This window comes from Streptomyces sp. NPDC057253, from assembly GCF_042669125.1.
In the GTDB taxonomy this organism is placed as follows: domain Bacteria; phylum Actinomycetota; class Actinomycetes; order Streptomycetales; family Streptomycetaceae; genus Streptomyces.
This window is the reverse complement of sequence record NZ_JBHUXV010000057.1, coordinates 1-25,769: the sequence shown is the minus strand read 5'-3', so window position 1 is coordinate 25,769 and position 25,769 is coordinate 1. Positions and strand designations below refer to the sequence as shown.

Genomic DNA, 25,769 nt, shown 5'->3' with positions numbered 1-25,769 from the left:
GTGGCGTCCGTGAAGTCCACTTCCGACGACGACCTGGGCCATGGCTTCGCCAAGGGCGACGAGTCGTGCCTCAACGAGGCGTACCGGCGCTGGGGTGCACTGATCTTCACCGTGGCCCTGCGGAAGCTGGGCGATCCGGAGGAGGCGAAGGACGTCACCCAGCAGGTCTTCGTGGGAGCGTGGCGAGGCCGCGAGAACTACGATCCGCAGCGTGGATCGCTCAAGGCATGGCTCATGGGCGTCACCCACAAGAAGGTGGCCGACCAGCTCACCCGACGCTCTCGCCACCTCAGAGACGTCGAAGCGGTGACCACACAGGCCGCCGCAAGCAGCCACCAGCAGGAAGGCGCGGCGGATTCCGTGCTGGACTTCGTGTTGCTGACGGACGAGTTGGAAAAGCTTCCCGAACAGCAACGGACTGTGCTCAAAATGGCGTTCTACGAGGACCTCACTCAGGCGCAGATCGCACAGCGCACAGGACTGCCGCTGGGCACCGTCAAGAGCAACACACGGCGCGGGCTGCTGCGCATGAAGAACCGGTTGGAGGTGGACGGTGGAGCACACGAATGAGGAGACACTGGCGCTGATGGCGATCGGGGAGAGCCCGTCCGCTCCCGACGACGAGCACGTGCGCACCTGTGCCCGCTGCTCACAGGAACTCCAAGCACTCAGCCACGTCGTCTCCACGATGAAGGCGCCCGGACCCGACGAGGGCGATCTGCTCACTCCGCCCGCAGACCTGTGGCACTCGATCGCGAGCGAACTGCAGCTGTCCACACAGTCCCGCCTCGTCCCGGCCGAGAGCGACCTCCCGGAGACCGCGGTTTCACACTCCGGCGACGACAGCCGCCCAAAGCGGCCGAAAGCCCGGCGGCTGGGCCGCTTCAGCGTGGCACTCGCCGCCTGCGCCGCACTTCTGGGGGCAGCAGCGGGCAGCACCATCACGTGGTGGATCACCCGCGACAACTCCAGTGTGTCCGCCGTCGACGGCCGGCGCCTGGACTCGCTCCAGGCGAGCTCGGCAGGATACGCGCGGCTCAGCGGCAACGATGGACACCGCCTCCTCAAGATCACAGTCGAGGGACTCCCCAAGACCTCCGGTTACTTCGAGGTATGGCTGATGGACCGTTCCCACACCAAACTCGTCTCCATGGGAGTGCTCGGCCCGGACGGCAGCGCCACACTGCCGGTGCCGGACACCATCGACCTGCGCGAATACTCCGTGGTAGACGTCTCCGTCCAGCCCTACAACGGCAAGCCCGACCACTCGGGAGACAGCCTCGTCCGCGGCCCCTACGCCGGCTGAGCGCGGTTGGTCAGCCGTTCGGAGCGCGCGACGCGACCTGGTTCGGTCAGGTCAGGACCGGGTGTCTGCTGTTCTGGTCCTGCTGTCAGGGTGAGGTTGTGCAGGTGGGTGTCGGCTTGAACCGCATGGTGACCGTTGCCACCCCGTTCGAACTGCCGCATCCGCAGACCCGTGAACGTCTCCACCCACGACGGATCAGCCTCAACACCCGACACAGATACGGGAGATGCCCAGATCAGAGTCGACGAGATCGGCCGGGCTGTCAGGCAGGCCGTTCCTTCTCCGCCTACTTGAGCCCGCCGCGACGGAGAGCGTCCCTCATGTCGCTGAGCTTCGCAGACGTGGCCGGGGTCCACTCCCTCTCCTGCTCACTGAGACGGAGCGCATCCTCAATCGCACTGAGCTTCGCGGAGGACAGGACTCCCGCCTGCTCGATCAGGTCGTCCCGGGACAGTGTGGTCAGCCAGGTGCAAGGGGTGAAGCCCGGATGGGACAAGCCGAACCGCAGCACGCCTTCGAAAGGCAGTCCTTCCGCGGCTCCTACTGCCACTTCGACTCCCAGACCGCTGATGTCGACGCCGGCCGGAGCGACGACCTGCATCGCCCGGAACCCCCGCGACTCGTCACCCGACAGGACCACGACCGGCCGCCGCTCGTCGAACTCGACCCACCAGACTTCGCCGCGTTGCACATGTCCTCCTGGCACGGGACTGCGGGCAGACCCCGCATGCTCGCGACCGAAGCACGGAGAGGGCACAGCCTCGTCTCCGGACGCCTTGACTGTTTGAAGGACTCTAATCTGCAACGCCAGGCCGGCCGCCACCACCTGGCCAACGAACCTGATCTTGGGCGGGCTGCCGTGGGCAGGAGTGATCGGCATCCCCCACGTGCATCCCTCACCCGACGCAGCGCCGAAACACCTGGTAAGACACACAAGGCCGGAGGAGCACTCATGACCAGCACAGGCATCGGCCTGCAAGCAGGTGAGCCGAAGATGCACGCACATGCGGCAAGCAGCCGGGCCGGTGCTCACCGATGACGAGATGGACGCCTCGGCACGACGGCGGACGGCCGTCCGGCAAGCACTGCTCCCACGTCTGTACGGCCGACCCCACGCCGCTGAGTGAGACGTGCCTGCCGTGCGCGGCGCGCGGACGCGCGCCGGGCGACCTGCTGCTGTGCCTGACGTGCGGGCACGTGGGCTGCACCGACAGCTCCCCCGGCGCTCACGCCACAGCACACTTCGATTCCAGCGATCACCCCACGGCCCGGACTCTGACAGCGGGCCAGGCATGGGCCTGGTGCTATGAGGACGAGGTGTACCTCGATCCGCTGGACGACCATCGGCCACCGGCCGCTCCACGCCCTGTCGAGTCTGTCTGGGACTACCCACGGCCACCGGCCCTCCAGGACGACGACCGTCTCGTACGGGTCGAATGTGCCGGGCAGGTCGTCGCCGAGACCCGCAGCGCGATCCGAGTACTGGAGACCAGCCATCCCCCCGTCTTCTACATCCCTCCCCAGGACGTTCACACCGAGTTCGTCCTCCCCGCCGCTTCGGGCCGGACGTGGTGCGAATGGAAGGGAGCCGCCCGCTACTGGGACGTCATCGTCGGAAACGACGTACGCGCTCGCGCCGCCTGGAGCTACCCCCATCCCGAACCCGACTACACGGCCCTCACCGACTTCCTCGCCTTCTACCCCAGCCGCATGGACCGCTGCACCGTCGCCGGAGAAGACGTCACCGCCCAAGAAGGCGACTTCTACGGGGGCTGGATCACCGCAGAGGTGCAAGGACCCTTCAAAGGCCCACCCGGCACCAACCTTTGGTGAAACCGGGAAGAGCCATCAAGAAGGTCGCCGTCAGGAGCGCCAACCACTTTGCTGGTCACAGTCGGCGATACGACGCACCCCCATGTCCCATCTCCTACAATCCCCAGCTGGCCGTCGACCGCCCGCGGCAGCAGCACCGAGGCCAGGGCCCGCCGCGTCCGATCCACTTCGACCCACAAGACAGTGACCGAACCCAGTGATCAGATACGACGCACCGTTCGGTCGTACACGTTAAAGATCAAGCTCACGGAAGCGTTCCCGGAGCACTTCCCGAGCGGCTCGGGCGCCGGAGGCCAGCGCTCCCTGGACCGAGCCCGTGGCCCGGTGATCGCCGCACACGTGACGTCCCGGCCCCACCCGGGTGGTGCGGCTCAGCGGCAGCGGCGGGGCCATGACGGGCAGCGCGTCGACGATCGTGCGGACGGTGAGGAGGTCCCATCCCGCGGTGTCCGTCCCGTACGCCTCGGCCAGCGCGGTGCGCACGGTCCCTTCCCGTCCGTCGGCGTCCCCGCCGAGCACGGAGGTTCCCACGAGGGCGTAGCCGTCCGGGGCGTATCCCGGCACCACCTCGCTCAGGACACATGTGTTCAAGAACCGGCGGCCTTCGTCGACGAGGAGAGTCGGCTCGGACAGCGGCGATCGCGGTGCCACGTGGTAGTACGTGGTCACCACGCGGCAGTCGGGCACCTTCAGGCCGGGGAGCAGCCGTCCCGCGGGGCCGGGGCCGGTGGCCACCACGACCGCCCGCGGGCAGTTCCTGTCCGGTGTCCGTGAGGGCGCCGTCGTCGGTGAGGGCGCTGACGGTGGTCTCCAGGCGGACCGTGCCCGCGGGCAGCGCGGCGGCGAGGGCCGCGGGGACGGCACCGATCCCGGCGCCCGGCAGACACAGGGTGCCGCGGAGCATGCTGCGCCAGACGAGGTGGAAGAAGCGGCTGGAGGTCTCCAGCTCGTCCTCCAGGAAGACTCCGGACAGGAACGGCCGGAAGAAGCGTTCGACGAACTCCGCGGAGAATCCGGCGTCGGCCAGGGCGGTGCGGGTCGTCCGGTCCCACGCCGCCTTCATCCGGCTGACCGGGCCGAACAGGTCGCGGGCCGCGAGCAGGCCGAGCGCAGCGAGGTCACGGGGGCCCGCGAGCCGTCCTGGCAGCAGTGTTGACCATGCATGCGGACGCCGAGTGGGGTCCTGGAAGCGCAGGGTGCCCTGCCCGGCTGTGTGCACCAGGACGCCGGCCGTAAACGGCCGCAGCCGCAGTTCGCGCAGGACCAGCCTGCGGCGCACTTGCGGATACGAGGTGTTGAACACCTGGAAGCCCCGGTCCACGACGAAGCCGTCGACCTGGTCGGTGCGCATCCGGCCGCCCACGGTGTCGGACGCCTCCATGACCTTGACGTCCAGCCCGGCCGCCAGGAGGTCCCGCGCGCAGGCCAGTCCGGCGACACCTGCGCCGATGACCAGGACGTCGGGAATGTTGGGGGACGCGGGCACGGAAGCCTCCTCGGCGAGTCCGGCGGTGCCGGGGCGGCAGCCACGTACGGCTACCGACCTTCTTCCCTCCGCACACCTCTCCCGGATGCGCCGATCACCCGCCCGGCCCCGCGGAACACTCGTTCCGGCCCGAGTGCGTGTCATGCGATGCTCGCGTCATGGCTGATCAACGTGAGGTTGCCATCGTCCGCTGGCCCGGTCGGGCCCCTTCCTCCCAGGATGGGCCGGCAGATCTGCTGGCGGCCTACCATCTGCAGACGCAGGCCGAGAAGGGTGAGGCCGTCGCCGATGTGGAGGGGTTGCCGGACCGCTACCGGGTGGAGATCGCGGATCCACGGGCCGCGTTCGTCAACGATGTCGTGCTGCTGGCGTTGAGCGGGGACACACCGGTGGGCTGCCTGGTGGTGACCGCCTCCGTCGACGGACGGTGCGAGGTGAAAAGGCTCTGGACGGACCCGGCGTTCCGGGGGCGGGGCATCGCGTCCAGCCTGGTCAGCGCCGCGCTCGTGCATGCTGAGGCAAGGGGCGCCGGCGTGGTGCGGCTGTCGGTGTGGAAGTGGCGGGCAGGAGCGATAGACCTCTACGAGCGGCTCGGATTCACCGTCACCGAGTCATGGGACGAGCGGGACCAACTGGTCTGCATGGAACGAGCCGTGTGAGTGGCGTACGCCCAAGTTCACCCCAGACTCAAGGTCCACTTCCGCCACACGCCCCGGGTCGCTGCAACGCGCCGTACTCGGCGGTGAGTTCGTTCGCCATGCGGGTCACCGAGAAGCGCTCCGTTACCAGGTTCCGGCCTGCGGCCGCGTACCGGCGGCGTTCGTCGTCGCCGATGTGCGCGAGGCGTCGTAGGCCGTGCATGAGGCCGGTCGGGCCGGAGGTGTCCATCAGGATCCCGTTCGCCCCGTCGCGCAGGTAGTGGGCGACACCCCCGTTCCGCGGCCCTGCGGCGGGAAGGCCCGCCTCCATCGCCTCGAGGATCGCGATCCCGAACTCCTCCTTGGCACTTGGGCACACGTACCAGCAGGGCGCCTCCTGCGGGCGTGCCGCCAGGGCCCGCTGGAGACGGCGTACGTCGGCGTTGGGCAGTGCGGGCAGCAGGGCGAAGCGCCGGGACGCCTGCGGGAAGCCGGCGAGCAGGGTGTCGATACGGCGCCGCATGTCGGCCTCGGCCTCGGTGGGGGTGTGCGGGCTGCCTCCGATGAGGACCAGCGTGCTGGTGCCGTACCCGCCGGTTTCGAGCCAGGCCCGCACCAGCAGGTCCTGCTGCTTGACCGGGTGAAGCCGGCCGACGGACAGCAGCAAGGGGAGGCCGCGGTCCTCGGCGTCGAGAGCGTCGGGGCGTGCGCCGTCCTGGTACAGGGCCGCGAGGGCCGCGCGCTGCCGGTCGTGTTCGTCGGGGGCGGCCCGGTAGGGGGCGATGCCCTCGGGCGGGGCGCTGGGCCCTTTGCCTCCGGCGAGGCGCGCCAGGTGAGGGTAATGGCGGACAAGTTCACGGGTGCCGCCGCGCCCCGGGATGCCTACGATCGTGTCCGCGCGCTCCACGAGGCGGTCGGCCACGAACACCCGGTGCAGGTCGTGCCGCAACGCCTGGGCGGCCCGCGGGTCGCCGTGGTCGCTCGCGGCGTGGCGTTCGGCGAGTCCGCGATGGGGGTCCGGGGTGGCTGTGAACATCGAGGCGGCGCCCAGCCGTTCGGCGGCGTCGGCGAGTGCCAGGCTCGCGTCGTCGGCGTAGCGGACGTGCATGACGTCCAGGGGCCGCGGCATGCCGCCCAGCAGCCGCACCGCCCACCAGGTCAGCGCGGTTCGGTGCCGATGCGTCTGTGTCGGGACGGGTGAGCGGGGCGTGTCGACGGGCAGCTTCAGCACCCAGTGCCCGGGGCGGCGTTCGTGGGCCAGGCGGCCGTCGGCCGCCAGGTCCTCGTGTCCGGCCGTCACGACCGTGATCACACCGGCGATCCCCTCGGTCTCGGCGAGTCGGTCGCCGAGACCGCCGAGCAGGACCGCCATTCCCCCGCTCAGGCCCTGTCCCGGCGTGTCCAGGCCGCCCAGCAACATGGTCTGCGCGACCACCCGGCCCTCCCGCTCGCCTTCTCGCGGCCCCAGCACCGGTGTCGGCGGGTCCAACAGCAGCCGCTCGTAGGCGTCCGAGGCCGCGGAGGGGTCCGGCAAGTGGGCCGTACCACCGGGGAGTTGGTGCAGGTAACGCCACGCGGCGTGGCGTACGGCGCGGTCGTCATGGCGTCCCGCGGGCGCGGCCTCGGCCGGAGTCAGGGGGGCGAGGCCGGTGGCCACGGCGAGGTCCAGCAGGTGACCGGTCGTCGGGGCGTCGGGCGCTTCGGTGAGCGTCTCCCTCAGGACTTCCTCAGCGTGGCGGTGGCCGTGCCAGCGCACGGTCTCCGGCCACAGCTCGGTCAGCACCGCCCGCAGCCACGGGCCGCCGTCGCGGTGGGCGAGCAGGGCCTCCGGGGTCAGCGGCACACCGAGACGGGCGGCGCGGCGAAGGGCCGCCACGGCCGCGTCCTCGCGTCCGACGCCGAGCCCGCCACCGGGCGGCACGGTGCGTGGCGACACCCCGTACTCGGCCTCCACCAGTCGGACCAGGTCGTCCTGCGGGCGTCCGGCGGCGTCCCGCTCGTCGGCGTGCCCGCTCCAGCGGGCACCGCTGAAGAAGGCGGTCCGGGCGGCGACCAGGGGGTCACGGTCCTGAGTGGCGACGGCGGCCCGTCGTCCCGTGCTCTCGGTCGCCCGGGTAGGTGCGAAGGCAGCGGCGGCCACGCGCTCTCCTGTCTCAGAAACGGCTCTGACCTTGGTGGTTCTCGAAGCGGGGGACGCGCGGATGCACCCCGCTGCGTGGTGATGGTCATGCCGTGCGCGCGGCCCGGACGGGGCTAGGATGCGCTGGCCCGGCCCGGGTGGACCGCGGGCGCAGGACGTCTGGACGAAGGGTTCGCATGCCGCGTGTCGTTGTCGTCAGTCCCCCGTTCCTGTCCCATGCCCAGCCCCTGTCGGTCCTGGCCGGTGCGCTGCGCGAGCGGGGCGCGGAGGTCCACTTCGCGTGTGCGCCGGCGTTCGAGCATCTGGCTCGACAGGCGGGGACGGGCTTCGTACCGCTGTCCGTGACCCGCAACGCCAACACCGGGGTGGCCGAGGCGACCCGGCAGGACGCGCGGGAGGCGGAGCGGCTGCGGGAGTTCCTCGACGCGACCCGCGAGGGAGCCGTCGCCGCGCTGCTCGCCCAGGCCCGGCACCGGCGCGCGGACATGCTCGCGGACCCGGAGGGAGTGCTGGAGGCGCTGCGCGCCACAGACCGGCGTCTGCGCCCCGACTGGTACGTCGTCGACCAGCTCAGCTACCCGGTCACCCTGGCCCTGCACTGCCTGGGCCTGCCGTACGCGACGTTCTGCCCCGGGCATCCCAGCTACGTCCTCTCGGGACCTGACGCCTGGTTCGGTCTCCCGTACGCCTGGCCGGACGCCGTACGCCCCGAACCGGACGCTCTGGAGAAGCTGCGGGGGGCCGTCCGGGCCAACGACGAGGCCTTCACGGCTCTGTTCGCGGCCTTCGCCCGTGAACACGCGCCCTCCCGGCCCGCTCCGGGCAGGGCCTTCGCCCTCAGCTCTCCGCACGCCGTCGTGCACGCCTATCCCGAGCTGCCCTGGCTGCCCACGCCGCCACAGGGGCCCGTGCGGCTGTTCGCGGGGCACATGGCCGCACCCGCGACGGCGTTGGACGCGGAATGGGAGGCGCGGCTGAAGGGGCTGCGTGGCGCTGCCGCGCGCGTCGTCCTGGTCGCGCTCGGCACGTTCCTGTCCGCGCGCGACGACGTCCTGCGCACCGTGGTCACGGGGGTCTTGGAGGGCCTGCGGGACACGGCCGTCGTGGTCGCGGCGGGTGAGCGCGCCGGGGCCCTGGCCGATCTGGCGGGAGATCGGGTCGTGGTGGTCCCCTCGGTGCCGCAGCAGGCGCTGCTGGAGCATGTGGACGCCATGGTGCATCACGGTGGCGGCAATTCCTTCACCGAGTGCCTGCGGGCGGGTGTGCCCGCGCTGGTGCTGCCGTTCTCCAGCGACCAGTTCTCCGTGGCCTACGACGCGCAACGCTCGGGCGCGGGCGTGGTACGCGACCCGAACACGCTGGCCTCCGAAGGCGTACCCACCACTCTGGAGACCCTTTGGGCGGACGCGAACCCGCGTCTGGCCAGGCTGTCCGCCGCGGTACGGGGGCGCGGGCCGGGTTGGGCCGCCGCGGAGCTGCTCGCCGCGATGGGTCGGCGGGTGGCCGGGGGCTGAGGCCTGCGCCGCGGACGCGGCCGCCGTTCGCACGACGGGCGTTCAGGGTTTGGTACTCATTGAGGCGTGCCGAAGCGCACCGGGAGACCAGGGGCATACAGGAGGGTGCAGGCGCGGAGGGTCCAGGGGGTGTGCGCATTGGGGAGGTGGCAGGTGCGTCCGCCGAGGCGTTCGTGCAGTCCCCAACGGCAAGTGAGGAACTCCTCCGCCCACGCGTTCGACGTCGGCAACCATGCGTCGGGAGAGGTCCCGCACACGAACGGCTGCCGGGATCCGAAGGGCACCCCACGCCGGCAGTTGCGGATCGAGTGGTCGAACACCGGAGCCCACACCTCTTGAGGTGGGTTAGCGGTGCGTCGGGGCGGCAGTGAGTGGTCAGGAGAGGTGGTGCCCGGGACCGGGGTCCCTCGGCAGAGAGCGGTAGAACGTCACGTGGCGTTCCGCAGCCGTGGCCCAGGTGTGGCGGGCGGCGAGTCGGCGGCCCCTCGCCCGGCGCCCGGGGGTGTCGTCCGTGAGCGCTGCGCCGAGTTCTGCGGCCAGGTCCTGGGGGGTGGTCGCGAAACGGGCGGCGTTGTCGAACACCTCGCGCAGTACGGGCAGATCGCGGACGACCAGCGGAGCTCCCGCGGCCAGAGCCTCCATCGCGGCCAGTCCGAAGCCCTCCTTGACGGAGGGGAACGCGAAAGCGGAGGCGGCGGCCACCAGCGGCGGCAGCTCGTCCTCGGTGACCTGGCCCAACACGACCGGCTCGACGTGGAGTTCGGCTGCGCGCTCCTCCCAGCGGGCTCGGTAGTCGCGGTAGTCGAAGAGGGTCTCGCCGCCCGCGATCACCAGCCGTACGTCCGGGTGTGCGCAGCGCAGCACGGCGTACGCCTCCAGCAGGTCCAGCGAGCCCTTGCGGGGTTCGATGCCGCCGACGGTGAGGACGTAGCGGCCCAGACGGGCACGCCAGTTCGCGCGGGCGGCCGGATCGGTGTCGGCGAAACGGTCGTAGGCCACCCCGTTGGGGATGACCTCCGCCTTGATGCCCCAGCCGTCGGCCAGTTCCGTCGCGACGGCCGCCGACACGCAGAGGTGCGCGTACGGCTCGACGATGGCCCGCTCGTGGCAGGCGGCCAGTTCGGGGGTGGTGAAGTGGTCGAGGTGGTGGACCGTGCGGACGCAGCGGCCGCCGACCGCGTTGGCGCTGATGCAGTCCTGGGCGTGGACGATGTCGTACGCCGCGGTCAAGGGTTCGAATGCCTCGCCCAGAACCGCGATGGAGCGCAGGATCCGCTCGCCGACGGACTCCTCGGGCGGGCCGTCCGGGAACGGCACGATCCGCAGCCGTACGGCGGGATCGACCGGCCGGAAGAAGCCCGCGTCTCCCCCGCGGCCCAGCGTCCACACCGTGACGTCCTGCCCGGCCGCGGCGAGCGCCTCGGCGAGGGCGAGGGTGTGGACGACGCCGCCGCGCGGCTTGGTGGAGTAGCTCAGCAGAGCGATCTTCACGACGGGTTCTCCCGGTAGGCGTCGGGCCGGCGCTCGTCGAGGTGGCGCAGGATGCGGCGAGCGCGGTCGATCTCCTCGGCGACGTCGATCTCGGCGACCGCGAGGCCGGCCTTGGACCAGGTGCGGGCGAGGATGTCACCGCCGGGGCCGACCACCTTGGACTGGCCGAGGAAGCGCATGCCGCCCATGGTGCCGGTCTGGTTGGAGGAGGCGAGGACGACCTGGTTCTCGGCGGCGCGGGTCTGGTCGTACAGGTCGAAGAGCTTGGCCTGGCGGTCCTGGGCCATGCGCGGGGCGCGGTTGGTGATCGACGTGGGCCAGGCGGAGAGGCAGGCGAGGATCTCGGCGCCGTCCAGGGCCAGCGAACGGGCCGACTCCGGGAACGTCTTGTCGTAGTCGATGAGCATGCCGATGCGGCCGACGGGGGTGTCGAAGGCGTCGAAGCGGTCGCCGGGCGCGTAGGCGGCGACTTCGCCGGCCGGCAGGTGGACCTTGCGGTGGCGGCCGAGGACCCCGTCGCCGCTGACGCAGACCGCGGCGTTGTAGCGTTCGTCGCCGCCGTCCTCGCAGTAGCCGAGGCAGACCACCATCTCGGCGGCCAGGCGGGCGACTTGGAGGATCAGCGGGTCGTCCGGCTTCAGGGCGGGCGGCAGGGCGTCGGGGTCGGGGTGGCGCAGGTCGGCGAGGTAGCCGCCGAGCGCGGCGTCGGGCAGGACCAGCAGACCGGCGCCGGAGGCGCGGGCGTCGTCGATGAGCTTGGCGATGCGGGCCAGGTCGAACTCCAGGTCGCGGCCGAAGTGGGCGGCTGCGGCCGCGATCCGGATCGTGCTCATGTGCTGACCGCTCCTGTGGGTACGTCGTAGGTCTCGGGCCGCCGGTCGCGCAGGTGTCCCATCGACCGGCGGGCGGTCTCCAGTGCCTGTGCGACGTCCAGTTCGGCGACGGCGACGCCGGCGGCGACACCCGTGTCGGCGAGGATCTCGCCGCCGGGGTCGACGACCTTGGCGCTGCCGACGAAGCGTAGCGACCCGAACGTGCCCGCCTGGTTGGCCGACAGCCACACGATCTGGTTCTCCAGCGCGCGGGCCCGGTCGAAGAGGTCGAAGCGGCGTTTCCAGCGGTCGTTGACGAGGTCGGTGGCCGCGTTCGTCCGGGATCCCGGCCATGCGGAGACACAGACCCCGATCTCGGCGCCGTCGAGCGCGAGCGCGCGGGCGGACTCCGGGAACGCCTTGTCGTAGCAGATCATCATGCCGATCCGGCCGACCGGGGTGTCGAAGGCGTGGAAGCGGTCCCCGGAGGCGTAGCTGGCGTCCTCGCTGAGGGGCTGGTGGACCTTGCGGTGGTTGCCGAGGACGCCGTCGCCGGTGACGCAGACGACGCTGTTGTAGCGGGCTTCGGCTGCCGCTTCGCAGTATCCGGCGACGACCGTCATCTCCCCTGCCAGGGAGGCCAGTCGGCGGATCTCGGGGCCGTCGAGGGCGAGCGCGGGCGGGCCCTCGTCGAGTTCGGTGGAGTCGTCGAGGCTGAGCAGGTACCCGCCGAGGCACGCCTCGGGCAGCGCCAGCAGGCGTACGCCCTCCTCCCGGGCTTCCTTGATCAGCCGTTCGGCGATCTGGAAGTCCTCCTCCAGGTCGCGGCCGAACTCGGCGGCGACGGCGGCCATGCGCAGGGTGCTCATGCGGCGGTCCCCATCCCGGTCACGGTGGACATGACCGCTTCGGTGATCTCTCCGTCGGGCCAGCGCAGCCCGACGCCTTCTCCTTCGGTGAGCTCCCCGCACACCGCACCCGTGGCGGGTCCGGCGGGCAGGGGCGGTGCGCCCGGTTCGTCGGCCGTGAGCATCGCGAAGCCCGGGAAACAGGTGAACCAGTCCCCCACCGTCGCGGCCTCCGGCCGGGGCACGGCGGCCACGTCGAGCACCGCGCGGCAGCCGCTCGCCTCGGCGAGCATGCCGAGGGTGCCGGCGATGCCCGCCATCGACACGTCCTTGGCGGCGGCGGGCCGGGCGGCGGCCACCGCGCCGGTCATGGTGCGCAGTTCGTCGCTACGGCGGTGGCTGGTCGAGTCCCACTGGCGGCCCCGGTAGCCCGGGCGCCAGCTCCCCCCGAGGTCGGCGGTGAGCCGTACGGCGTGTCCGGGGCGGCCGCCGCCACCGGGCACCGGCCGGTCCGTGCGGCCGAGCGCGGTCACCGACAGGGCGGCCGGGACGCCGAGTTGGGTGTGTCCGCCGAGCACGGGGATGTCGTACGCCTGTGCCGCGCGGGTCAGTCCGGACAGGACCCGGGCGGCGTGTGCGGCGTCGCGGGCGCCCAGCGCGTCGAGCAGCCCGAGCGGGGCTGCGCCCATCGCGGCGAGATCGTTGGCGTTCACGAGGACCGCGCACCAGCCCGCCCACTCGGGGTCGCGTTCGACCATGGACGGCACGATCGCGTCGCACGCCGCGATCACGTCGGTGCCGGGGACCGGCGCGCCATCGTCACCGACGAAGCCCCGGGGCGAAGCCAGCGCGGTGAGGAGCGGCCCGAGGGGGGACTTCGTGGCTGCCGCGAGGGTGGCGATGCGGCCGATCGGCCAGCGCATCAGGACGTGCGGCGCGCCCGCGACCGTCGTGTCCCGCACCCGCTGCCAGCCGAGTCGCCGGAACAGCACCTCGTTGCGCGCCTGGACGGTCGCGTCGAAGCGCAGCACGCCTTCCGCCTCGGCGCGGGCGCAGGCGGCCCGGACGAGCGCGGCGCCGATGCCGTGCGGGCCGCGGGTCCGGCGGGCGACGACCAGGCGCCCGCCCTGCCACCAGCCGAGGTCGGGGCCGTCGTCGACGGGGCCGAGGCGCACCCCGCCGACCACGGTGCCCTCAAGGTCCTTCGCGACCAGGACGACGGTCCGGGGGTCGGTGTCGTGGTCGTCCAGGTCGTGGTGGGCGAAGAGTTGCTGCTCCTGGACGAAGGCGACGCGGCGCAGCTCCCGGTAGGCGACCATGTCCGCAGCGCCGTCCGCCTCCTCGATGTGGAAGGCGGGCCGACGGGCGAGCGTGTTGCGGTCGCCCAGCAGGGCCAGGATGTCCTGCGGATCGTCCACGGTCGGCACGGTCACGGAACCGTCGAGGTTCACGGCGCTCACCCGCCCGCTGTCTGGAGCACGCTGCACGCGCCGCAGGCCGCACAGCCGGCCTTCTGGTCGGCGCCGCTCATCCCGGCGGCACGCAGCTGCGCGGCGACGCGCTCGGTGACGTACGTCAGGAGTTGTGCGTCCGGTGCTGCGACGCCGTCGCGGGCGGCGAGGGTGCCGCTCATCGGGCGGAACGGGACGACGAAGGGGTACACCCCGCGGTCGATCAACTCGCCTGCGCCCTTGATGAGTTCGTCGGGATCTTCGCCAAGTCCCACCAGGAGGTAGGTGGAGACGCGGTTCGGTCCGAAGACGCGCACCGCCTCGTCCCACGCGGCCTCGTAGTCGGCCAGCGGGACCGTCGACTTGCCGGGCATCCAGCGTCGGCGCACCTCGTCGTCGAGGGACTCGACGTGGATGCCGATGGCGGTGGCCCCGGCGTCGTGCAGGGCGCGGATCCAGGCGAGGTCGCCGGGTGGTTCGCACTGCACCTGGATCGGTAGACCGGGCACGGCCGCCAGCACGGCCCGGACCGACCGTACGAGGGTGCGGGCGCCGCGGTCGGGTCCGGTGGTGGTGCCGGTGGTCATCACCATCTGCTTGACGCCGTCGAGGCGTACGGCGGCCTCGGCGACCTCGGCGAGCTGTGCCGGGGTCTTGGCGGCCACGGTGGCTCCGGCGCGCAGGGACTCCTCGATGGTGCAGAAGCGGCAGCGGTCGGACTCGGCGTAGCGGATGCAGGTCTGCACGACGGTGGTGGCCAGGACGTCCGAGCCGTGCAGGCGGGCGATCTGCTCGTAGCGGATGCCGTCGGCGGTGGTGACGTCGTAGAACCTCGGGCGGCGTACGGCGGTGTAGGTGAGGCCGGTGTCCTCGTCACCGAGCCACACCTTGCCGTCGCGTACGGAGTAGGGACTGTGGGGATTGCGTGGGAGCGCGGCGTTGGCACCGTCGACGAGGACGTGTCCGTCGTCGCTGGGCCCCGCGCCGTCCGGCCGCCGCACGGGCGTGTCCGACGCGACGCCGCGCAGGGCAAGTTCGGCGCGGGTCATGATCCGCACGTCCACCGCCGTACCGCTGTTTCCGGTGCCAACGCTCACGTCGTGCTCCCTACAGCTGGTAGGTGGAGTTGATGATGGCGCCCTTGCGCGCGTAGTGGATCAGCGCGTCCTGGACGTCGAGGGGGTGGGTGGGGATGACGCCCTCGATGAGGTCCTCCTCGCGGGCGCCGTGCAGGGAGAGGCCGAAGCGGCAGCAGTAGACCTTGCCGCCCTCGGCGATGAACGTCTTGAGCTGGTTGTTGATGTTGTGCTCGCCGGGGAAGGCGGAGTTGCCGGTGGTCGGGAAGCCGCGGGTGGCAAGGCAGTTGAGCGAGCCGGGGCCGTAGAAGTAGATCGCGGTCTCGAAGCCCTTGCGCAGGGCGCGGGTGGCCTGGAGGACGGCGACGAAGGAGACCGAGGACTCGTGGGCGATGCCATGGACGAGGGTGAAGTAGGTCTCGCCGTTCTCGGCCTGGTAGTCGGGGAAGACCTTGGTGGAGCCGTAGATGCTGGTGCCCTCGGGGAGCGAGGGGTGCGGGATCTCGTCGAGGGACTTCTGCTCGACGTCGGAGAGTTCGGCGGTGACGACGGTTTCGGACATGGCTGTCTCCTTGTGCGGACGGGAAGGGAGAGGGGGGTCGGTCAGGCGTGCGGGTCGGTCGGATGGGGGTGGGTCGGACGTGGGGATCGGTCAGTCGTAGAGGGTGGCGAACGTGTCCCGGAAGACCAGGTCGCCGAGTTCGCCGCCGCCGGTGGCTTCGGCGAGGCGGGCGTACTCGCCGGTGAAGTCGCCCCATGGCTGGTCGCTGGCGAAGAGCACCCGGTCGTGGCCGATGCCGCGGCGCTCGATCTCCTGGGCCAGCCAGCGGGGAGTGAAGCCGATGGCCCAGGAGAGGTCGGTGTAGACGCGCTTGCCGGCGCTGATCCAGTCGAAGAACCGGGAGCCGACGAGCTTGATGTGGCCGCTCATCCCGCCGCCGAAGTGCACGAGATGGACGGGCACTTGGTCGGCGTACCAGTCGACGAGCCGGCCGACCTCGTCGATGTCGGAGGCTGCGCCGGGAGAGGTGTGGACGTGGACGACGAGGCCGTGCCGGGCGGCTTCGGCGAAGATGCGGTCGAGTTGAGGGCGGCAGGCGGGGTCCGTGGGGCGACCGCCCAGCAGGAAGCTCAGCTTGAGGGCCTTGACTCCGGGCTCGCCCGCCAACTGGAGCGCCTTTTCGGTGCGTTGGGCGTCCTCCGGGCGCGGGGACACCCACAGTCCGGCACGGATGCGGTCGTCGCTCTGCGCTGCTTCCAGCGCGAGCTCGTTGAAGGAGAAGGCGATCGCGGGGTCAGGGACGCCGTAGTTGGGGATGACCAGGGCCCGTTCGGTGCCCTCCACGTCCAGGTCGGCGATGAGCTGCTTGACGGTGGCGCGGGCGGTGGTGTCCGGGTTGACGGGCGGGCCGCCGTAGAAGGGATAGGCAGGCAGGACGCCGATGTGGCGGTGTGCGTCGTGGACCATGGTGTGGTTCCTCTACCGCGTGGTGTGGTTCCTCAGCCGCATGGTGTTCTTCCTCAGCCGCGTGATGGTGCCTCAGCCGATCGGGAGGGCGGAGGCGAGTTCGCTGGGGGCTCCGGTGAGCGTGCCGCACACGTCGGCCAGGCGGCGCGAGGCGTCGATGTGGTCCGCGAGGAACTCCGCGTCCCGGCCCACCGCCTCGAAGCGGCCCGAGCCCCACGAGTACTGCCAGGGCAGACCGAGGAAGTGCAGTCCGGGTGTGCTGGTGACGCCGCGCCAGTGCATGGGGTAGCCGCGGCCGTCGAAGACGGGGGTCTCGATCCATCGGTGGTCGCGCCGGAAGCCGGTCGACCAGACCACCGAGGTGATGCCGGCGGCCTCCAGGTCCAGCGTGCGCGGCTGCTCGTTCGGCTCCCACACCGGGACGTACCGGGGCTCGGTCGGGGCGTCGATGCCGTGCGAGGTGATGTGGGTGTCGATGGCGTCCTTGATGCCCTCGGCGACGGCGTCGGCGTGGTCGAGGTTCACCTTCAGGTCGTCGGCGAAGTCCAGGTCGGTACCGGTGATTGCGGTCAGCCGCCCGTACAGCCGCATGCCGTCGCGGGCGAAGGCGCGCAGGTCGATGTCACGGCCGCCGTCGCGTCCGGTGACGTAGTGGTTGACCCGCATGCGCACGGCGCCGGCGTCGTCGAACTCATCGATGGACTTGTCGTAGTGGCCCATGTCGTCGAGCCAGGCCACGCAGTCGCGGCCGCGGTAGAAGCGGGCCACGCGAGGGGCGCTGCCGACGGCCAGGTGCACCTGGCGCCCGGCGAGGTGGAGGTCCTCGGCGATCTGGCAGCCGGACTGGCCGGTGCCGACCACGAGGACGGCGCCGTCGGGGAGTTGGTCGGGGCTGCGGTAGCGGGAGGAGTGGACCTGGGTGATGCCGTCGGGCAGGCGCTGGGCCATCGGCGGGACGGACGGCGTGTGGTAGGGGCCGGTGGCGACCACCACCTGCTCGGCAGTGAAGTCCCCGGCGGTGGTGGACAGTTCGAACACTCCGCTCGGCGAGCGCCGCAGCCGGGTGACCGCGACCCCCTCCGCCAGGGGCGGCCGGAAGAAGGAGACGTAGTCCTCCAGGTACCGGACGATCTCGTCGCGGACCATGAACCCGTCGGGGTCGTCGCCCTGGTACGGATAACCGGGCAGCCTGCACTGCCAGTTGGGGGTCACCAGGCAGAAGGAGTCCCAGCGGCGCTCGCGCCACTCGTGCCCGACCCGGTTCGCCTCGAGGACGACGTGCTCGACACCGCGCCGGCCGAGGCAGTAGCTCATCGAGAGCCCCGCCTGGCCGCCGCCGACCACGGCCACCGGGATCGGGGCACCTCCCCTGCCCGTCAGGCTGTGCGGGAGGGCGCCGGCCGACCGTGTCGCCGGAGCCGAACTCACCGTGTGCTCCCGTCGACGCCGGCCAGGGATTCGACCGTGACCTTGGCATCGCTGACGGTGGCGTACGCGGCGGCGGTCCGCTCGATCTGCGCGAGCTGGTCGGAGGCACCGGTGCAGAAGAAGCCGAACTTCTCCTGCACGCGCTCCCCCGCGATACCGAGTGCCGTGCGGCTGCGCTCGACGAAGTCAGCAAGTGCGTACTGACCGCCGGGAACGAAATAGTCCTCGACTACCGTGGAGGGTGAATAGCAGCGCTGCGTCGCCCCATCGGGCCAGCGCACATGGAAATACATCTCGGGCATGACATCCTCCATGCCGGGCGCCGGGGCCTTGACACCTCGCCGCTGTCTGTGGAGACCAACTCCAGCCCTCGGGGATGTCCGAACGAAGTCATCCGGAATAAAGGGGAGTTGCCAAGACCTCACGCCGGTTCGGGAGCGCATGGGCACACCCATTTCCAGCCGGATGGCCTCGTCGCGGTCGCGCTGACCATCGCGTCTCCCCTCCTCACCGCCATCACGGCCGACGGAAGCACCGAGGTGCCCCGGTGATCCACCGGAACGCCCCCTTGCACACCGAGGGACGCCGACGGCTCGTTCGACGCTGGCACCTCCCCCGCCATGCCAACGGTCCAGGACGCGCGCGCGGGGTGTTGGGGTGATCCTGGAGGGGTGAGGGGTGTCCCAGCCGGGTTGTTCCCGGCGGCCTACGCCGCTTCAGGCCGCCGGGCCGTGCGTGTGGCCCTGGCCGCTGCGACCGGCTTCTACCTCTTCCGCTATGGGCTGGACAGTCCCGTCGCGGCCACGTACGCGCTGTTCGGCGCGGTGGCCCTGGGCGGACTCTCGCGGATCCCGGGAACCGGGCGGCAGCGTGCGGCGAGCATGCTGCGGGTGCTTCCGGTGTGCTGGATCCTGGTGGTCGTCGGCACCTATCTCTCGGTCCGCACCTGGAGCGCCGTCGCCGGGATGCTGGCGGTCGGCTTCGCACTGGCCTTCTCAGCCGTGGCCGGACCGCGTCCGGCGGGCGTGGCGCCGGGGCTCCAGCTGCTCTACATCCTGCCGTCGTTCCCGCCCTACGATCCAGGCTCGCTCGACGAGCGGCTGCTCGGGACGACGACCGGGCTGGTGCTGCTGATGGCGAGCGAGGCACTGATCTTCCCCGAGCCGGCACCGACGCCGTACCGGGAGCGGGCGGCTCGCGCCGCACGGACCGCGGCGCACTGTGCCCGAGCCCTGACTGTGCCGCCGTACGGCCTCAAGGCCCACGACCGCAGCGCGGCGGAAGAGGCCGGCCGGGGGCTGCGGTCGCTGATGGTGCCCGAGGCGGAGCGTCCGGCCGGTCCCGGTGTGCGGGTGCGGGCCCTCGCCCACACCGGCCTCGCCGTCCGTACGCTCCTCCATCGCCTGGCGTGGCTGCCGGCCCCGTCCTGGGCCGAGGAGCGCGAGGTGGCAGCCGTGCTGCGCACCGCGGCGGACCTCGCGACGGCCACGGCGGAGTGCCTGCGCGCAGGGACCTCGCCGGCGGGACCGTACGCCGAGCTGTCCTCGGCACGTGCCGCGCTGTGGGCCTTGTCCGGCGGGACATCGGACGACCCGGAGGCCGCGGCCCGGTCCGGATTCGCGCCCGCTGTGCTGCGCAGGCACGCGGCCGTGCTGGAGATCGCGGATGCCGCGCTGGCCACGGGGGCGGCGGCCGACCGTGCCGTACACGGACGGCACGCCGAGGTGGAGGTGACGCCGGAGCGCTTCTGGTACTCCACCGTGCCGGCCCCGGTGCTGTGGTGGCACCGGCTGCGCGGTCATGCGGGGCGCCGGTCGGTGTTCTTCCAGAACGCGGTGCGGATCGCGCTGGCCCTGACGGCTGCGCGCCTCGTCGCGGGCCTCGACACTCTCCCGCACGGCTTCTGGGCCATGCTCGCCACGCTCAGTCTCACCAGGACCACCCTGGAGGCGACCCGGCACACCATCCGGCTCGCCCTCACGGGCACGCTGGCCGGGGCGCTGCTGACCGCGGCGACACTGACCCTGGTGGGCACCCACACCAACGTCTACGCCGTGCTGCTGCCCCTGTGGATGCTGCTCGCCTTCACCGTCGGGCCGGTGCGCGGTGTCGGGTGGGCCCAGGGACTGTTCACCGTGCTGGTGGCCCTGGTGTTCGCGCAGCTGGCGCCGTCCACCTGGAAACTGGCGGAGGTGCGCATGCTCGACGTGCTGATCGGCAGCACGATCGGCGCCGTGTTCGGGCTGCTCGCGTGGCCGCGGGGCGCTCATGACGAGATGCGCCGCGCGGCCGCCGAACTCCTGCGCACGGCCGCGGAGGTCGTGGTGGCCACGACCTCGTCGGTGGCGGGCGGCGCCGCCACGATCGTGCCGACGGCCGCGCCGGGGCAGCGATCCCTGCACCACGCGCTCGTCCTCGCCGAGTCGGCCTACGCGCAGTTCCAGAGCGAGCCCAGGACCCTGACGGGCGCCGGGCGCGGCTACCCGGCGTCGGTGGACTGGCAGGCGACGCTCATCGCCGGGCACCACACCCTGTGGGGCTCCGAACGGCTCGTGGCTCCGCCTGTCACCGTGCTGCCCGCCTCGGCGGCGCGGATGGTGGAGGCGCTCGGCGAACGCATGGCCGGGCGGATGCTGCTGGTCTCCGCGGCCCTGGATCCGGGCGGGGACACCCCGCCCACGCCGGTACCGCGGATCGATCCGGTGCATCCCGAGTTCGACGCCGAGCCGGTGGGCGCGCCCCGCCGGTACTACGCCGTCGTCGAGTGGCTGGAGTCCCTGGCTGCCGATCTGACCCGGATCTCCCGCGGGGCTTCACCGCCGGCGGCCGCCGACTCGGGGGCCGACGCCCGCTTTGGGGCAGGCGGCTCCGGAAAGCACGCCTGAGACGGGCGGCGGCGGTGTCCGTCAGCCGGTCTTCGTGGCGGTGTGCGGGTGCTGCGCCTCGGCGGACGCGCCCTCGGCCGCGGCCGGGGTGCCGCCCGGGTGCCACAAGGCGAACAGGAAGGCGATGCCGAGGGCGACGGCCATGCCGTAGAAGACCCACTGGTTGGCCTCGGCGAAGTCCATGCGGACCGCGCTGACGATGTCGCGCATCCGGTCGGCCGCCGGGCCGGTGCCCGAGGGTGGGCTGGCGTCGCCGCTGCCCGTGATGGAGCTGCTGACCCGGTGGGCGGTGTCCCGGGCCTGTTCGGCCGACAGGCCCCGCGACTCCAGGGTGCTCGTCACGTTCGAGCGCGTGACGTGGGTGAGCATGGTGCCGAAGACGGCCATGCCCACGCTCGCCGCGTAGTTCCGCACCGTCTGGGTGACGCCCGTGACCTCGCCGTAGGACGGCCCGATCGCACGGTTGACGGCGTCCGTGGAGGCGGGAGCGAGGATGAAGCCGATGCCCGCCCCGGCCAGGGCCGCGTACGGCCACTGGTCGTGCATGGACAGGTCGGTCAGCTTGCCCGCCCACAGGGCGAACCCGACGCAGCCCACGACAGCGCCCGCCTTCAGTGCCGGGCGCGCGCCGCGCTGATCGAGGATCCGCCCACCCCACTGCGAGGCAATGGCGAAGCCTGCGAAGACGTACAGCAGGAACATCGCCGCCTGGTTGGGCGAGGCGCTGAGGGAGACCTGTGCGTACACGGACGCGAAGAAGAACAGCGGGACGAAGGCGAGCATCGCGAAGAACAGCACCGCCGCGTCCATGGTGAAGCCCCGGTCCCGGAAGACGCGCAGGTCGATCAGGGGATGCTGGACGCCCCGTTCGTAGCGGACGAAGACGGCGAGGATCGCGAGGCCGCCGGCGACGCAGAGCCAGGTGGCAGGGCTGTCCCAGCCCCAGGTGTACGCCTGTTGGAAGCCGAGGACGCTGAGGCCCATGCCGGCTGCCATGAGCGCGGCGCCCACGATGTCCAGGGTGCCGGTCCGTCTGCGGTCGGCGATGTGCGCCATCGCGGTCAGTAGCAGCGCCACCACGGCCACGGGGACGTTGACCCAGAACACCGCGCGCCAGGTCCAGGCCGCCGTGAGCCAGCCGCCCAGCAGCGGTCCGACGGCGGTCAGCGCGCCGGACAGCCCGAAGAACAGCGCCAGGGCCCGGCCGCGCCGCTCGGCCGGGAACACCGCTACGACCACCGCGAGCGCCGCGGGGAAGAGCAGTGCCGCCCCGACGCCCTGGACGGCTCGGAAGCCGATGAGCCAGCCCTGCGCGGCGTCCCCCTTGGGGACACAGCCGCACATCATCGAGGACACGACGAACACCAGCGTGCCGATGACCACGATCCGGCGTGGGCCGTACAGGTCGGCGAGGCGGCCGCCGACGGCGAAGAAGGCAGCCAGTGCCAGGAGGTATGCGTTGATCACCCACTGCATGCCGGACGCTGAAAGGTCCAGCTCGCGCACGATGTCCGGGGCTGCGATCGAGACGATCGTCTGGTCGATGAACGTCATCGCCACTGCGAACATCATGGCCGCGAGAGCCAGCGTCTGCTGATGCACCGGGCGAGGCGCGGGCGTGGTGCCAGCACCTTCGAGGTGTATGTCACTCACCTTCCCAGTCTGCCTCCACCTGGGCGAGACCGCAGCGGCAGAGGGTACGGCCGGTGCCTGTGCGGCGGAGAAGGGGGCCGCCGCCTGGCCGCGCCCTGCCTGCACCAACGGGGCACAGCGCCTGGTCAGGTTGTTCAGCAAAGAGTGGCAGCCGGAGAAGGCTCGCACTGTCCAGGGCTGCACGGCACGGGCTGACGGTACGTCACATGTGGTTGCTGTCAGAGCCGTTGGTGTACAGGCCGAGCAGTGGGCGAGTGGCGGCAGGCTTTCGCCGGGGAGCGGAAGGCACCGCCCCGTCCCCGCCGGTCTCAGCCACCAGCAGCGTTACATCTCCGCCCAGGACCACTGCCCAGGCTCGGGTCCCGGCCGCGGCGGCGACGGGGACAGGACGAGCTATGCCGGAGCGGTGATCACCGTCAGGTGCTCCTCTGTGCGGAAGCCGACCGCCGCATACACGGGTTCGCCCATCCTGGACGCGTAGAGGTAGGCCGTGCCGGCACCTGCGGCGAAGCCCGCACGAATCATCTCCAGCGTGAGGGCCCGCCCGTAACCACGCCGCCTGTAGCCCGGCAGCGTGGTGATGTTGAACAGGCCGGTCAGGTCACCGGAAGTGGCCGTCATACCCGTTCCCACGGGTACGCCGTCCAGCTCCGCGAGGTAGAACGTGATCCCGTTGATCCGCCCCAGGGACGGGTCGGCAAGTACCTGGAAAAGCTCGTGAGGCGCTTCGAAGCCTTCCGCCACGGTCTTGGCGTACAGAGCGAGCTCGTCAGTCCCCACCACCCGTACCCGCAGCCCAGCGGCGACCGGCTCCGTCGGCACTCCCTGGTCGGAGCGCCGGACCATGAGTGGCTCCCGCTCGAAATGAGTCAGGCCGTGCAGTGCTGCCGCCTCGGTGACGAGAGGCCCCGGAATCCCCCGGACGTGGATGCTCCAGGGAAGCTCCCACGGACTCGCGGCGGCCGCCAACGCCATGATCTCTTCGGCACTCGGTTCCAGACTGGGGCTGATGATCGCGTTCAATGCGGCAATCGGCGCCCCGGAGATCGCGAGCACGGTGCCCTGCGGACCTCTTCGGGTCCGCCCCGTGGTCGCGGCGGCCAGATCCTCGAATACTGCGGCATAGGCGGACGCGACCGCCATCAACGGGTCGTCTGTTTGGTTCACGGGGCGATCCTAAGGACGGGCCGGCGACATCGATCGCACAGTGTCCGGTACCCGTTGTCCATCAACTGGGGCCGACACCGGCGTTGTTGAGTCGAGAATCTAGTAGTGCGTGGTGGACGAAAAGTGAAGGATTCCTGCACCGCCGCGTGCATGGGTGTCCGGCTGACCACGTCGGAACTCCGGGCGCCTTCCTCCATGCAGTTCAGTCCCGTCAACTAGTCATGCACAAGAACGTCAGTCTCTTCACTCAGGCTCCTGACATCTACCGATCGATCCGACCAACTCGTCAGGAGTCACAGTGAGGGTCTTCCGTGCACGACGGCTGCACACCGCCAGCCTTCTCTCCCTCATCGGGACGCTGGCCCTGACCGGCCTCTCCGCACCCCAGGCGGCCGGCAAAGCGGGTGGTCAACCGCTCGCGACGAGCGCCGCGCGTGCAAGCGTGTCGAAGCCCAAGCCCACGGTGGTGCTCGTTCACGGAGCCTGGGCGGATTCCTCGGGGTGGGCGAAGGTCACCCGTGACCTGCAGACGAAGGGCTACCAGGTCCTTGCGCCGCCGAACCCGCTGCGTGGGCTGCGCGAAGACTCCGAGTACCTCGCCGCGTTCCTCCGCGACCGAACCACCGGCCCGGTCGTTTTGGTCGGCCACTCGTACGGAGGAGCCGTCATCACGAACGCCGCCAGGTCGGACAAGGACGTCGAAGCCCTCGTCTACATCAACGCTTTCGTTCCCGACGAAGGTGACAGCGTCCTTGGGATGTTGGACCCGAACCACGAAGTCAACCCGGCCGACCTCTTCGACTTCGCGCAGTACCCGGACGCTCCGGCCGGCGACTACGACCTCTACCTCAAGCAGAGTGTCTTCCCGGACGCCGTCGCGAACGGCATCCCCGAACGGGACGCGGCCGCGATGGCCGCGGCCCAACGGCCCGTCACCCTGAGCGCGCTCACGGAGGAGTCCGGAGTGCCGGCCTGGAAGTCGCTCCCCAGCTTCTACCTTCTCGGGACCCAGGACCACATCGTCCCCCCGGCCTTGCAGAGGACGATGGGCAAGAACGCGGGAGCCAAGATCACCGAAGTCACGGCGGGACACCTCCCCATGATCACCAACCCGCACGCCGTCGAAGGACTGATCGTCACGGCGGTTCGGTCGACGCCCGCCAAGTAGGCAGCGATGTCGAGGCGCCGGGCCGTCCGCACCCTTCGCAGGCGCCCGGCGGCGCGTGGGGCTTCGCCTCTCCCCCGTTGCACCCACCTAGCTTCGGCGACACGGCCGCCCCGGTCACGGCCTTCCCGCATGGCAACGCACCAAGCAGACGGCGAGCATGGGGCTCGCTCCGACAAGGAGGGACCGATGAGCCGCAACTACCGCGCGATCGCGTTCACCGAGCCAGTCCTGAAAGCGCAGGACGAGTACGGAAGCCGGACCTCCAACGACCGCACGGACAGGCATCGCTCCGGTACGAGCCGTTCGGGCACGGGCACGGGGACGGCGGACGGGCCGGGGCCGGCTCCGAACACCGAGGCTGCGGAGACCCACGCACTCGATCGGATCAGGGACCCCCTGGGCCCCGACGAACGGGACTTCATCGCCGGTCGGGACGGCTTCTATCTGGCGACGGTCGGCAGCAGCGGCTGGCCGTACGTCCAGTTCCGCGGCGGACCACCGGGATTCGTGACAGCCCTCGACGAACACACCCTGGCCTGGGCCGACTTCCGAGGAAATCGTCAGTACATCAGCACCGGCAACGTGGCACACGACCCCCGCGTATCCATGATCTTCATGGACTACGCCCACCAGGTGCGCCTCAAGGTCTTCGGAGTCGCGACCATCGACGACGTACGCCACCAAGGGGCGTCGTCGAGTGCGTCGGCGGTCCCGGGGTACCGGGCGATCGTCGAACGTGAGGTGCGCGTCGAGGTCACGGCATTCGACTGGAACTGCCCTCAGCACATCACTCCGCGCTACACATCCGAGGAAGTCGCGTCCGTGCTGCAGCCTCTTCGGCACCGGGTTGACGCCCTCCAGGCCGAGAACGACCTCCTTCGCGGCCAGGTCGCAGCTCTCCGGCCCGCCCCCGGGGCACATCCGGCCCCGGCCCGACAACTGAAGGAAGACCAGTGAACGACGACAGCATCCTGGACCGGATCGCCGCACTGGTCGATCGGGAGCACAAGCTGCGCAGTCAGCGGGCGGACGGCTCCCTGGACGAACGGACCGAACACGACGAGTTGCAGGCAGTCGAGGTCGAACTCGATCAGTGCTGGGATCTTCTCCGGCAACGTCGTGCGCGGCGGGACTTCGACGCAGACCCTGATGCGGCGGTTCCCAGGCCGGGTTCGGTGGTCGAGAACTACTGGCAGTAGGCCGGGCACAAGGCGCGACTGGGCTCTGGCTGCCTGCGAGCAGCCCTACGGCTACGAGCCCGCGCGCCAGGCAGCGGGCGGCCGGGGACGTCCGGTCAGATCTGCCCCCACCGTGTCCCGTGCCGTGAAACCTCCACCGCCCTCGAAAGACGTCACCCAGCGCTGTTGTTGCCAGGCAAGGACCTCGCCGCCGCTCGACCTCACGG

Annotated in this window: 22 protein-coding genes and 1 pseudogene; 9 read left to right on the top strand and 14 right to left on the bottom strand. The window is 71.2% G+C overall.

The features are described 5' to 3' along the window. Nucleotides 1-9: 9 nt before the first annotated feature. Nucleotides 10-570, top strand: coding sequence for a sigma-70 family RNA polymerase sigma factor (locus tag ACFULQ_RS27830; protein ID WP_383548717.1), 561 nt, complete (start codon nt 10-12; stop codon nt 568-570). Continuing rightward, nucleotides 554-1,306, top strand: a complete 753-nt coding sequence (locus ACFULQ_RS27825) for an anti-sigma factor (protein WP_383548715.1) — start codon at nt 554-556, stop codon at nt 1,304-1,306. Before ACFULQ_RS27830 ends, ACFULQ_RS27825 begins: the two co-directional genes overlap by 17 nt. Before the next feature lie 286 nt (nt 1,307-1,592). On the opposite strand, the gene ACFULQ_RS27820 is transcribed toward ACFULQ_RS27825, so the two are convergent. After that, nucleotides 1,593-1,997 (bottom strand): type II toxin-antitoxin system PemK/MazF family toxin, encoded by a 405-nt coding sequence (locus ACFULQ_RS27820; RefSeq protein WP_383548712.1) that lies wholly within the window; start codon nt 1,995-1,997, stop codon nt 1,593-1,595. Nucleotides 1,998-2,341: 344 nt separating this feature from the next. On the opposite strand from ACFULQ_RS27820, the gene ACFULQ_RS27815 reads away from it, so the two are divergent. Then, nucleotides 2,342-3,139 (top strand): DUF427 domain-containing protein, encoded by a 798-nt coding sequence (locus tag ACFULQ_RS27815; protein ID WP_383548709.1) that lies wholly within the window; start codon nt 2,342-2,344, stop codon nt 3,137-3,139. A 231-nt stretch (nt 3,140-3,370) separates the two neighbouring features. Here ACFULQ_RS27815 and ACFULQ_RS27810 read toward each other — a convergent pair. Further along, nucleotides 3,371-4,625, bottom strand: a pseudogene (locus ACFULQ_RS27810) (NAD(P)/FAD-dependent oxidoreductase). A gap of 158 nt (nt 4,626-4,783) precedes the next feature. On the opposite strand from ACFULQ_RS27810, the gene ACFULQ_RS27805 reads away from it, so the two are divergent. Then, nucleotides 4,784-5,284, top strand: coding sequence for a GNAT family N-acetyltransferase (locus ACFULQ_RS27805; protein WP_383548707.1), 501 nt, complete (start codon nt 4,784-4,786; stop codon nt 5,282-5,284). A gap of 28 nt (nt 5,285-5,312) precedes the next feature. On the opposite strand, the gene ACFULQ_RS27800 is transcribed toward ACFULQ_RS27805, so the two are convergent. Further along, a complete protein-coding gene (locus ACFULQ_RS27800; RefSeq protein WP_383548704.1) occupies nt 5,313-7,403 on the bottom strand; it encodes a glycosyltransferase family 4 protein in 2,091 nt (696 codons plus the stop codon). A gap of 176 nt (nt 7,404-7,579) precedes the next feature. Between ACFULQ_RS27800 and ACFULQ_RS27795 the strand changes: the two genes are divergently transcribed. Then, on the top strand, nt 7,580-8,917 hold the full coding sequence (locus tag ACFULQ_RS27795; protein ID WP_383548701.1) for a glycosyltransferase: 1,338 nt from the start codon (nt 7,580-7,582) through the stop codon (nt 8,915-8,917). 375 nt (nt 8,918-9,292) lie between these two features. Here the strand turns inward: ACFULQ_RS27795 and ACFULQ_RS27790 are convergent, their stop codons facing one another. The 9 genes from ACFULQ_RS27790 to ACFULQ_RS27750 form a co-directional block, all read right to left on the bottom strand. Next, entirely contained in the window at nt 9,293-10,408 is a 1,116-nt protein-coding gene (locus ACFULQ_RS27790; RefSeq protein WP_383548699.1) for an MSMEG_0565 family glycosyltransferase, read from the bottom strand. After that, nucleotides 10,405-11,241: a carbon-nitrogen hydrolase family protein gene (locus ACFULQ_RS27785; RefSeq protein WP_383548696.1), complete on the bottom strand. Its 837-nt coding sequence runs from the start codon at nt 11,239-11,241 to the stop codon at nt 10,405-10,407. Before ACFULQ_RS27785 ends, ACFULQ_RS27790 begins: the two co-directional genes overlap by 4 nt. Beyond that, nucleotides 11,238-12,089 (bottom strand): carbon-nitrogen hydrolase family protein, encoded by an 852-nt coding sequence (locus ACFULQ_RS27780; RefSeq protein WP_383548694.1) that lies wholly within the window; start codon nt 12,087-12,089, stop codon nt 11,238-11,240. The genes ACFULQ_RS27785 and ACFULQ_RS27780 overlap by 4 nt, the downstream gene beginning before the upstream one ends. Then, complete coding sequence (locus ACFULQ_RS27775) at nt 12,086-13,528, bottom strand: MSMEG_0567/sll0787 family protein (RefSeq protein ID WP_383548691.1); 1,443 nt, start codon at nt 13,526-13,528, stop codon at nt 12,086-12,088. The genes ACFULQ_RS27780 and ACFULQ_RS27775 overlap by 4 nt, the downstream gene beginning before the upstream one ends. Further along, on the bottom strand, nt 13,525-14,616 hold the full coding sequence (locus ACFULQ_RS27770) for an MSMEG_0568 family radical SAM protein (RefSeq protein ID WP_383548689.1): 1,092 nt from the start codon (nt 14,614-14,616) through the stop codon (nt 13,525-13,527). The genes ACFULQ_RS27775 and ACFULQ_RS27770 overlap by 4 nt, the downstream gene beginning before the upstream one ends. 10 nt (nt 14,617-14,626) lie before the next feature. After that, nucleotides 14,627-15,157 carry an MSMEG_0572/Sll0783 family nitrogen starvation response protein gene (locus ACFULQ_RS27765; protein WP_381333770.1) on the bottom strand — a complete coding sequence of 177 codons (531 nt, stop codon included), beginning with the start codon at nt 15,155-15,157 and terminating at the stop codon, nt 14,627-14,629. A gap of 90 nt (nt 15,158-15,247) precedes the next feature. Further along, complete coding sequence (locus ACFULQ_RS27760; protein ID WP_383548685.1) at nt 15,248-16,063, bottom strand: amidohydrolase family protein; 816 nt, start codon at nt 16,061-16,063, stop codon at nt 15,248-15,250. A gap of 72 nt (nt 16,064-16,135) precedes the next feature. Then, the gene (locus tag ACFULQ_RS27755) at nt 16,136-17,491 is read right to left on the bottom strand and encodes an MSMEG_0569 family flavin-dependent oxidoreductase (RefSeq protein WP_383548682.1); all 1,356 of its coding nucleotides are present in this window, start codon (nt 17,489-17,491) and stop codon (nt 16,136-16,138) included. Beyond that, the gene (locus ACFULQ_RS27750) at nt 17,488-17,793 is read right to left on the bottom strand and encodes an MSMEG_0570 family nitrogen starvation response protein (protein ID WP_383548680.1); all 306 of its coding nucleotides are present in this window, start codon (nt 17,791-17,793) and stop codon (nt 17,488-17,490) included. Before ACFULQ_RS27750 ends, ACFULQ_RS27755 begins: the two co-directional genes overlap by 4 nt. 369 nt (nt 17,794-18,162) lie before the next feature. On the opposite strand from ACFULQ_RS27750, the gene ACFULQ_RS27745 reads away from it, so the two are divergent. Further along, nucleotides 18,163-20,376: an FUSC family protein gene (locus ACFULQ_RS27745; protein ID WP_383548677.1), complete on the top strand. Its 2,214-nt coding sequence runs from the start codon at nt 18,163-18,165 to the stop codon at nt 20,374-20,376. 21 nt (nt 20,377-20,397) lie between these two features. On the opposite strand, the gene ACFULQ_RS27740 is transcribed toward ACFULQ_RS27745, so the two are convergent. Both ACFULQ_RS27740 and ACFULQ_RS27735 read right to left on the bottom strand, forming a co-directional pair. Then, nucleotides 20,398-21,948 carry an MFS transporter gene (locus tag ACFULQ_RS27740; protein WP_383548802.1) on the bottom strand — a complete coding sequence of 517 codons (1,551 nt, stop codon included), beginning with the start codon at nt 21,946-21,948 and terminating at the stop codon, nt 20,398-20,400. Between the two features lie 474 nt (nt 21,949-22,422). Beyond that, entirely contained in the window at nt 22,423-23,196 is a 774-nt protein-coding gene (locus tag ACFULQ_RS27735) for a GNAT family N-acetyltransferase (RefSeq protein ID WP_383548675.1), read from the bottom strand. Between the two features lie 298 nt (nt 23,197-23,494). Between ACFULQ_RS27735 and ACFULQ_RS27730 the strand changes: the two genes are divergently transcribed. The 3 genes from ACFULQ_RS27730 to ACFULQ_RS27720 all read left to right on the top strand — a co-directional run bounded on the left by ACFULQ_RS27730 (nt 23,495) and on the right by ACFULQ_RS27720 (nt 25,563). Next, entirely contained in the window at nt 23,495-24,364 is an 870-nt protein-coding gene (locus ACFULQ_RS27730; RefSeq protein WP_383548672.1) for an alpha/beta fold hydrolase, read from the top strand. 186 nt (nt 24,365-24,550) lie between these two features. Next, nucleotides 24,551-25,321, top strand: a complete 771-nt coding sequence (locus ACFULQ_RS27725) for a pyridoxamine 5'-phosphate oxidase family protein (protein ID WP_383548669.1) — start codon at nt 24,551-24,553, stop codon at nt 25,319-25,321. Next, nucleotides 25,318-25,563 (top strand): DUF2630 family protein, encoded by a 246-nt coding sequence (locus ACFULQ_RS27720; RefSeq protein WP_383548666.1) that lies wholly within the window; start codon nt 25,318-25,320, stop codon nt 25,561-25,563. The genes ACFULQ_RS27725 and ACFULQ_RS27720 overlap by 4 nt, the downstream gene beginning before the upstream one ends. Nucleotides 25,564-25,769 lie beyond the last annotated feature (206 nt).

What these genes read in the sequence shown, in the direction of transcription:
- ACFULQ_RS27780 (WP_383548694.1), bottom strand. Translation starts at nt 12,089, where the DNA reads ATGAGCACCCTGCGCATGGCCGCCGTCGCCGCCGAGTTCGGCCGCGAC.
- ACFULQ_RS27795 (WP_383548701.1), top strand. Translation starts at nt 7,580, where the DNA reads ATGCCGCGTGTCGTTGTCGTCAGTCCCCCGTTCCTGTCCCATGCCCAG.
- ACFULQ_RS27805 (WP_383548707.1), top strand. Translation starts at nt 4,784, where the DNA reads ATGGCTGATCAACGTGAGGTTGCCATCGTCCGCTGGCCCGGTCGGGCC.
- ACFULQ_RS27750 (WP_383548680.1), bottom strand. Translation starts at nt 17,793, where the DNA reads ATGCCCGAGATGTATTTCCATGTGCGCTGGCCCGATGGGGCGACGCAG.
- ACFULQ_RS27760 (WP_383548685.1), bottom strand. Translation starts at nt 16,063, where the DNA reads ATGGTCCACGACGCACACCGCCACATCGGCGTCCTGCCTGCCTATCCC.
- ACFULQ_RS27815 (WP_383548709.1), top strand. Translation starts at nt 2,342, where the DNA reads ATGACGAGATGGACGCCTCGGCACGACGGCGGACGGCCGTCCGGCAAG.
- ACFULQ_RS27765 (WP_381333770.1), bottom strand. Translation starts at nt 15,157, where the DNA reads ATGTCCGAAACCGTCGTCACCGCCGAACTCTCCGACGTCGAGCAGAAG.
- ACFULQ_RS27785 (WP_383548696.1), bottom strand. Translation starts at nt 11,241, where the DNA reads ATGAGCACGATCCGGATCGCGGCCGCAGCCGCCCACTTCGGCCGCGAC.
- ACFULQ_RS27725 (WP_383548669.1), top strand. Translation starts at nt 24,551, where the DNA reads ATGAGCCGCAACTACCGCGCGATCGCGTTCACCGAGCCAGTCCTGAAA.
- ACFULQ_RS27740 (WP_383548802.1), bottom strand. Translation starts at nt 21,948, where the DNA reads ATGATGTTCGCAGTGGCGATGACGTTCATCGACCAGACGATCGTCTCG.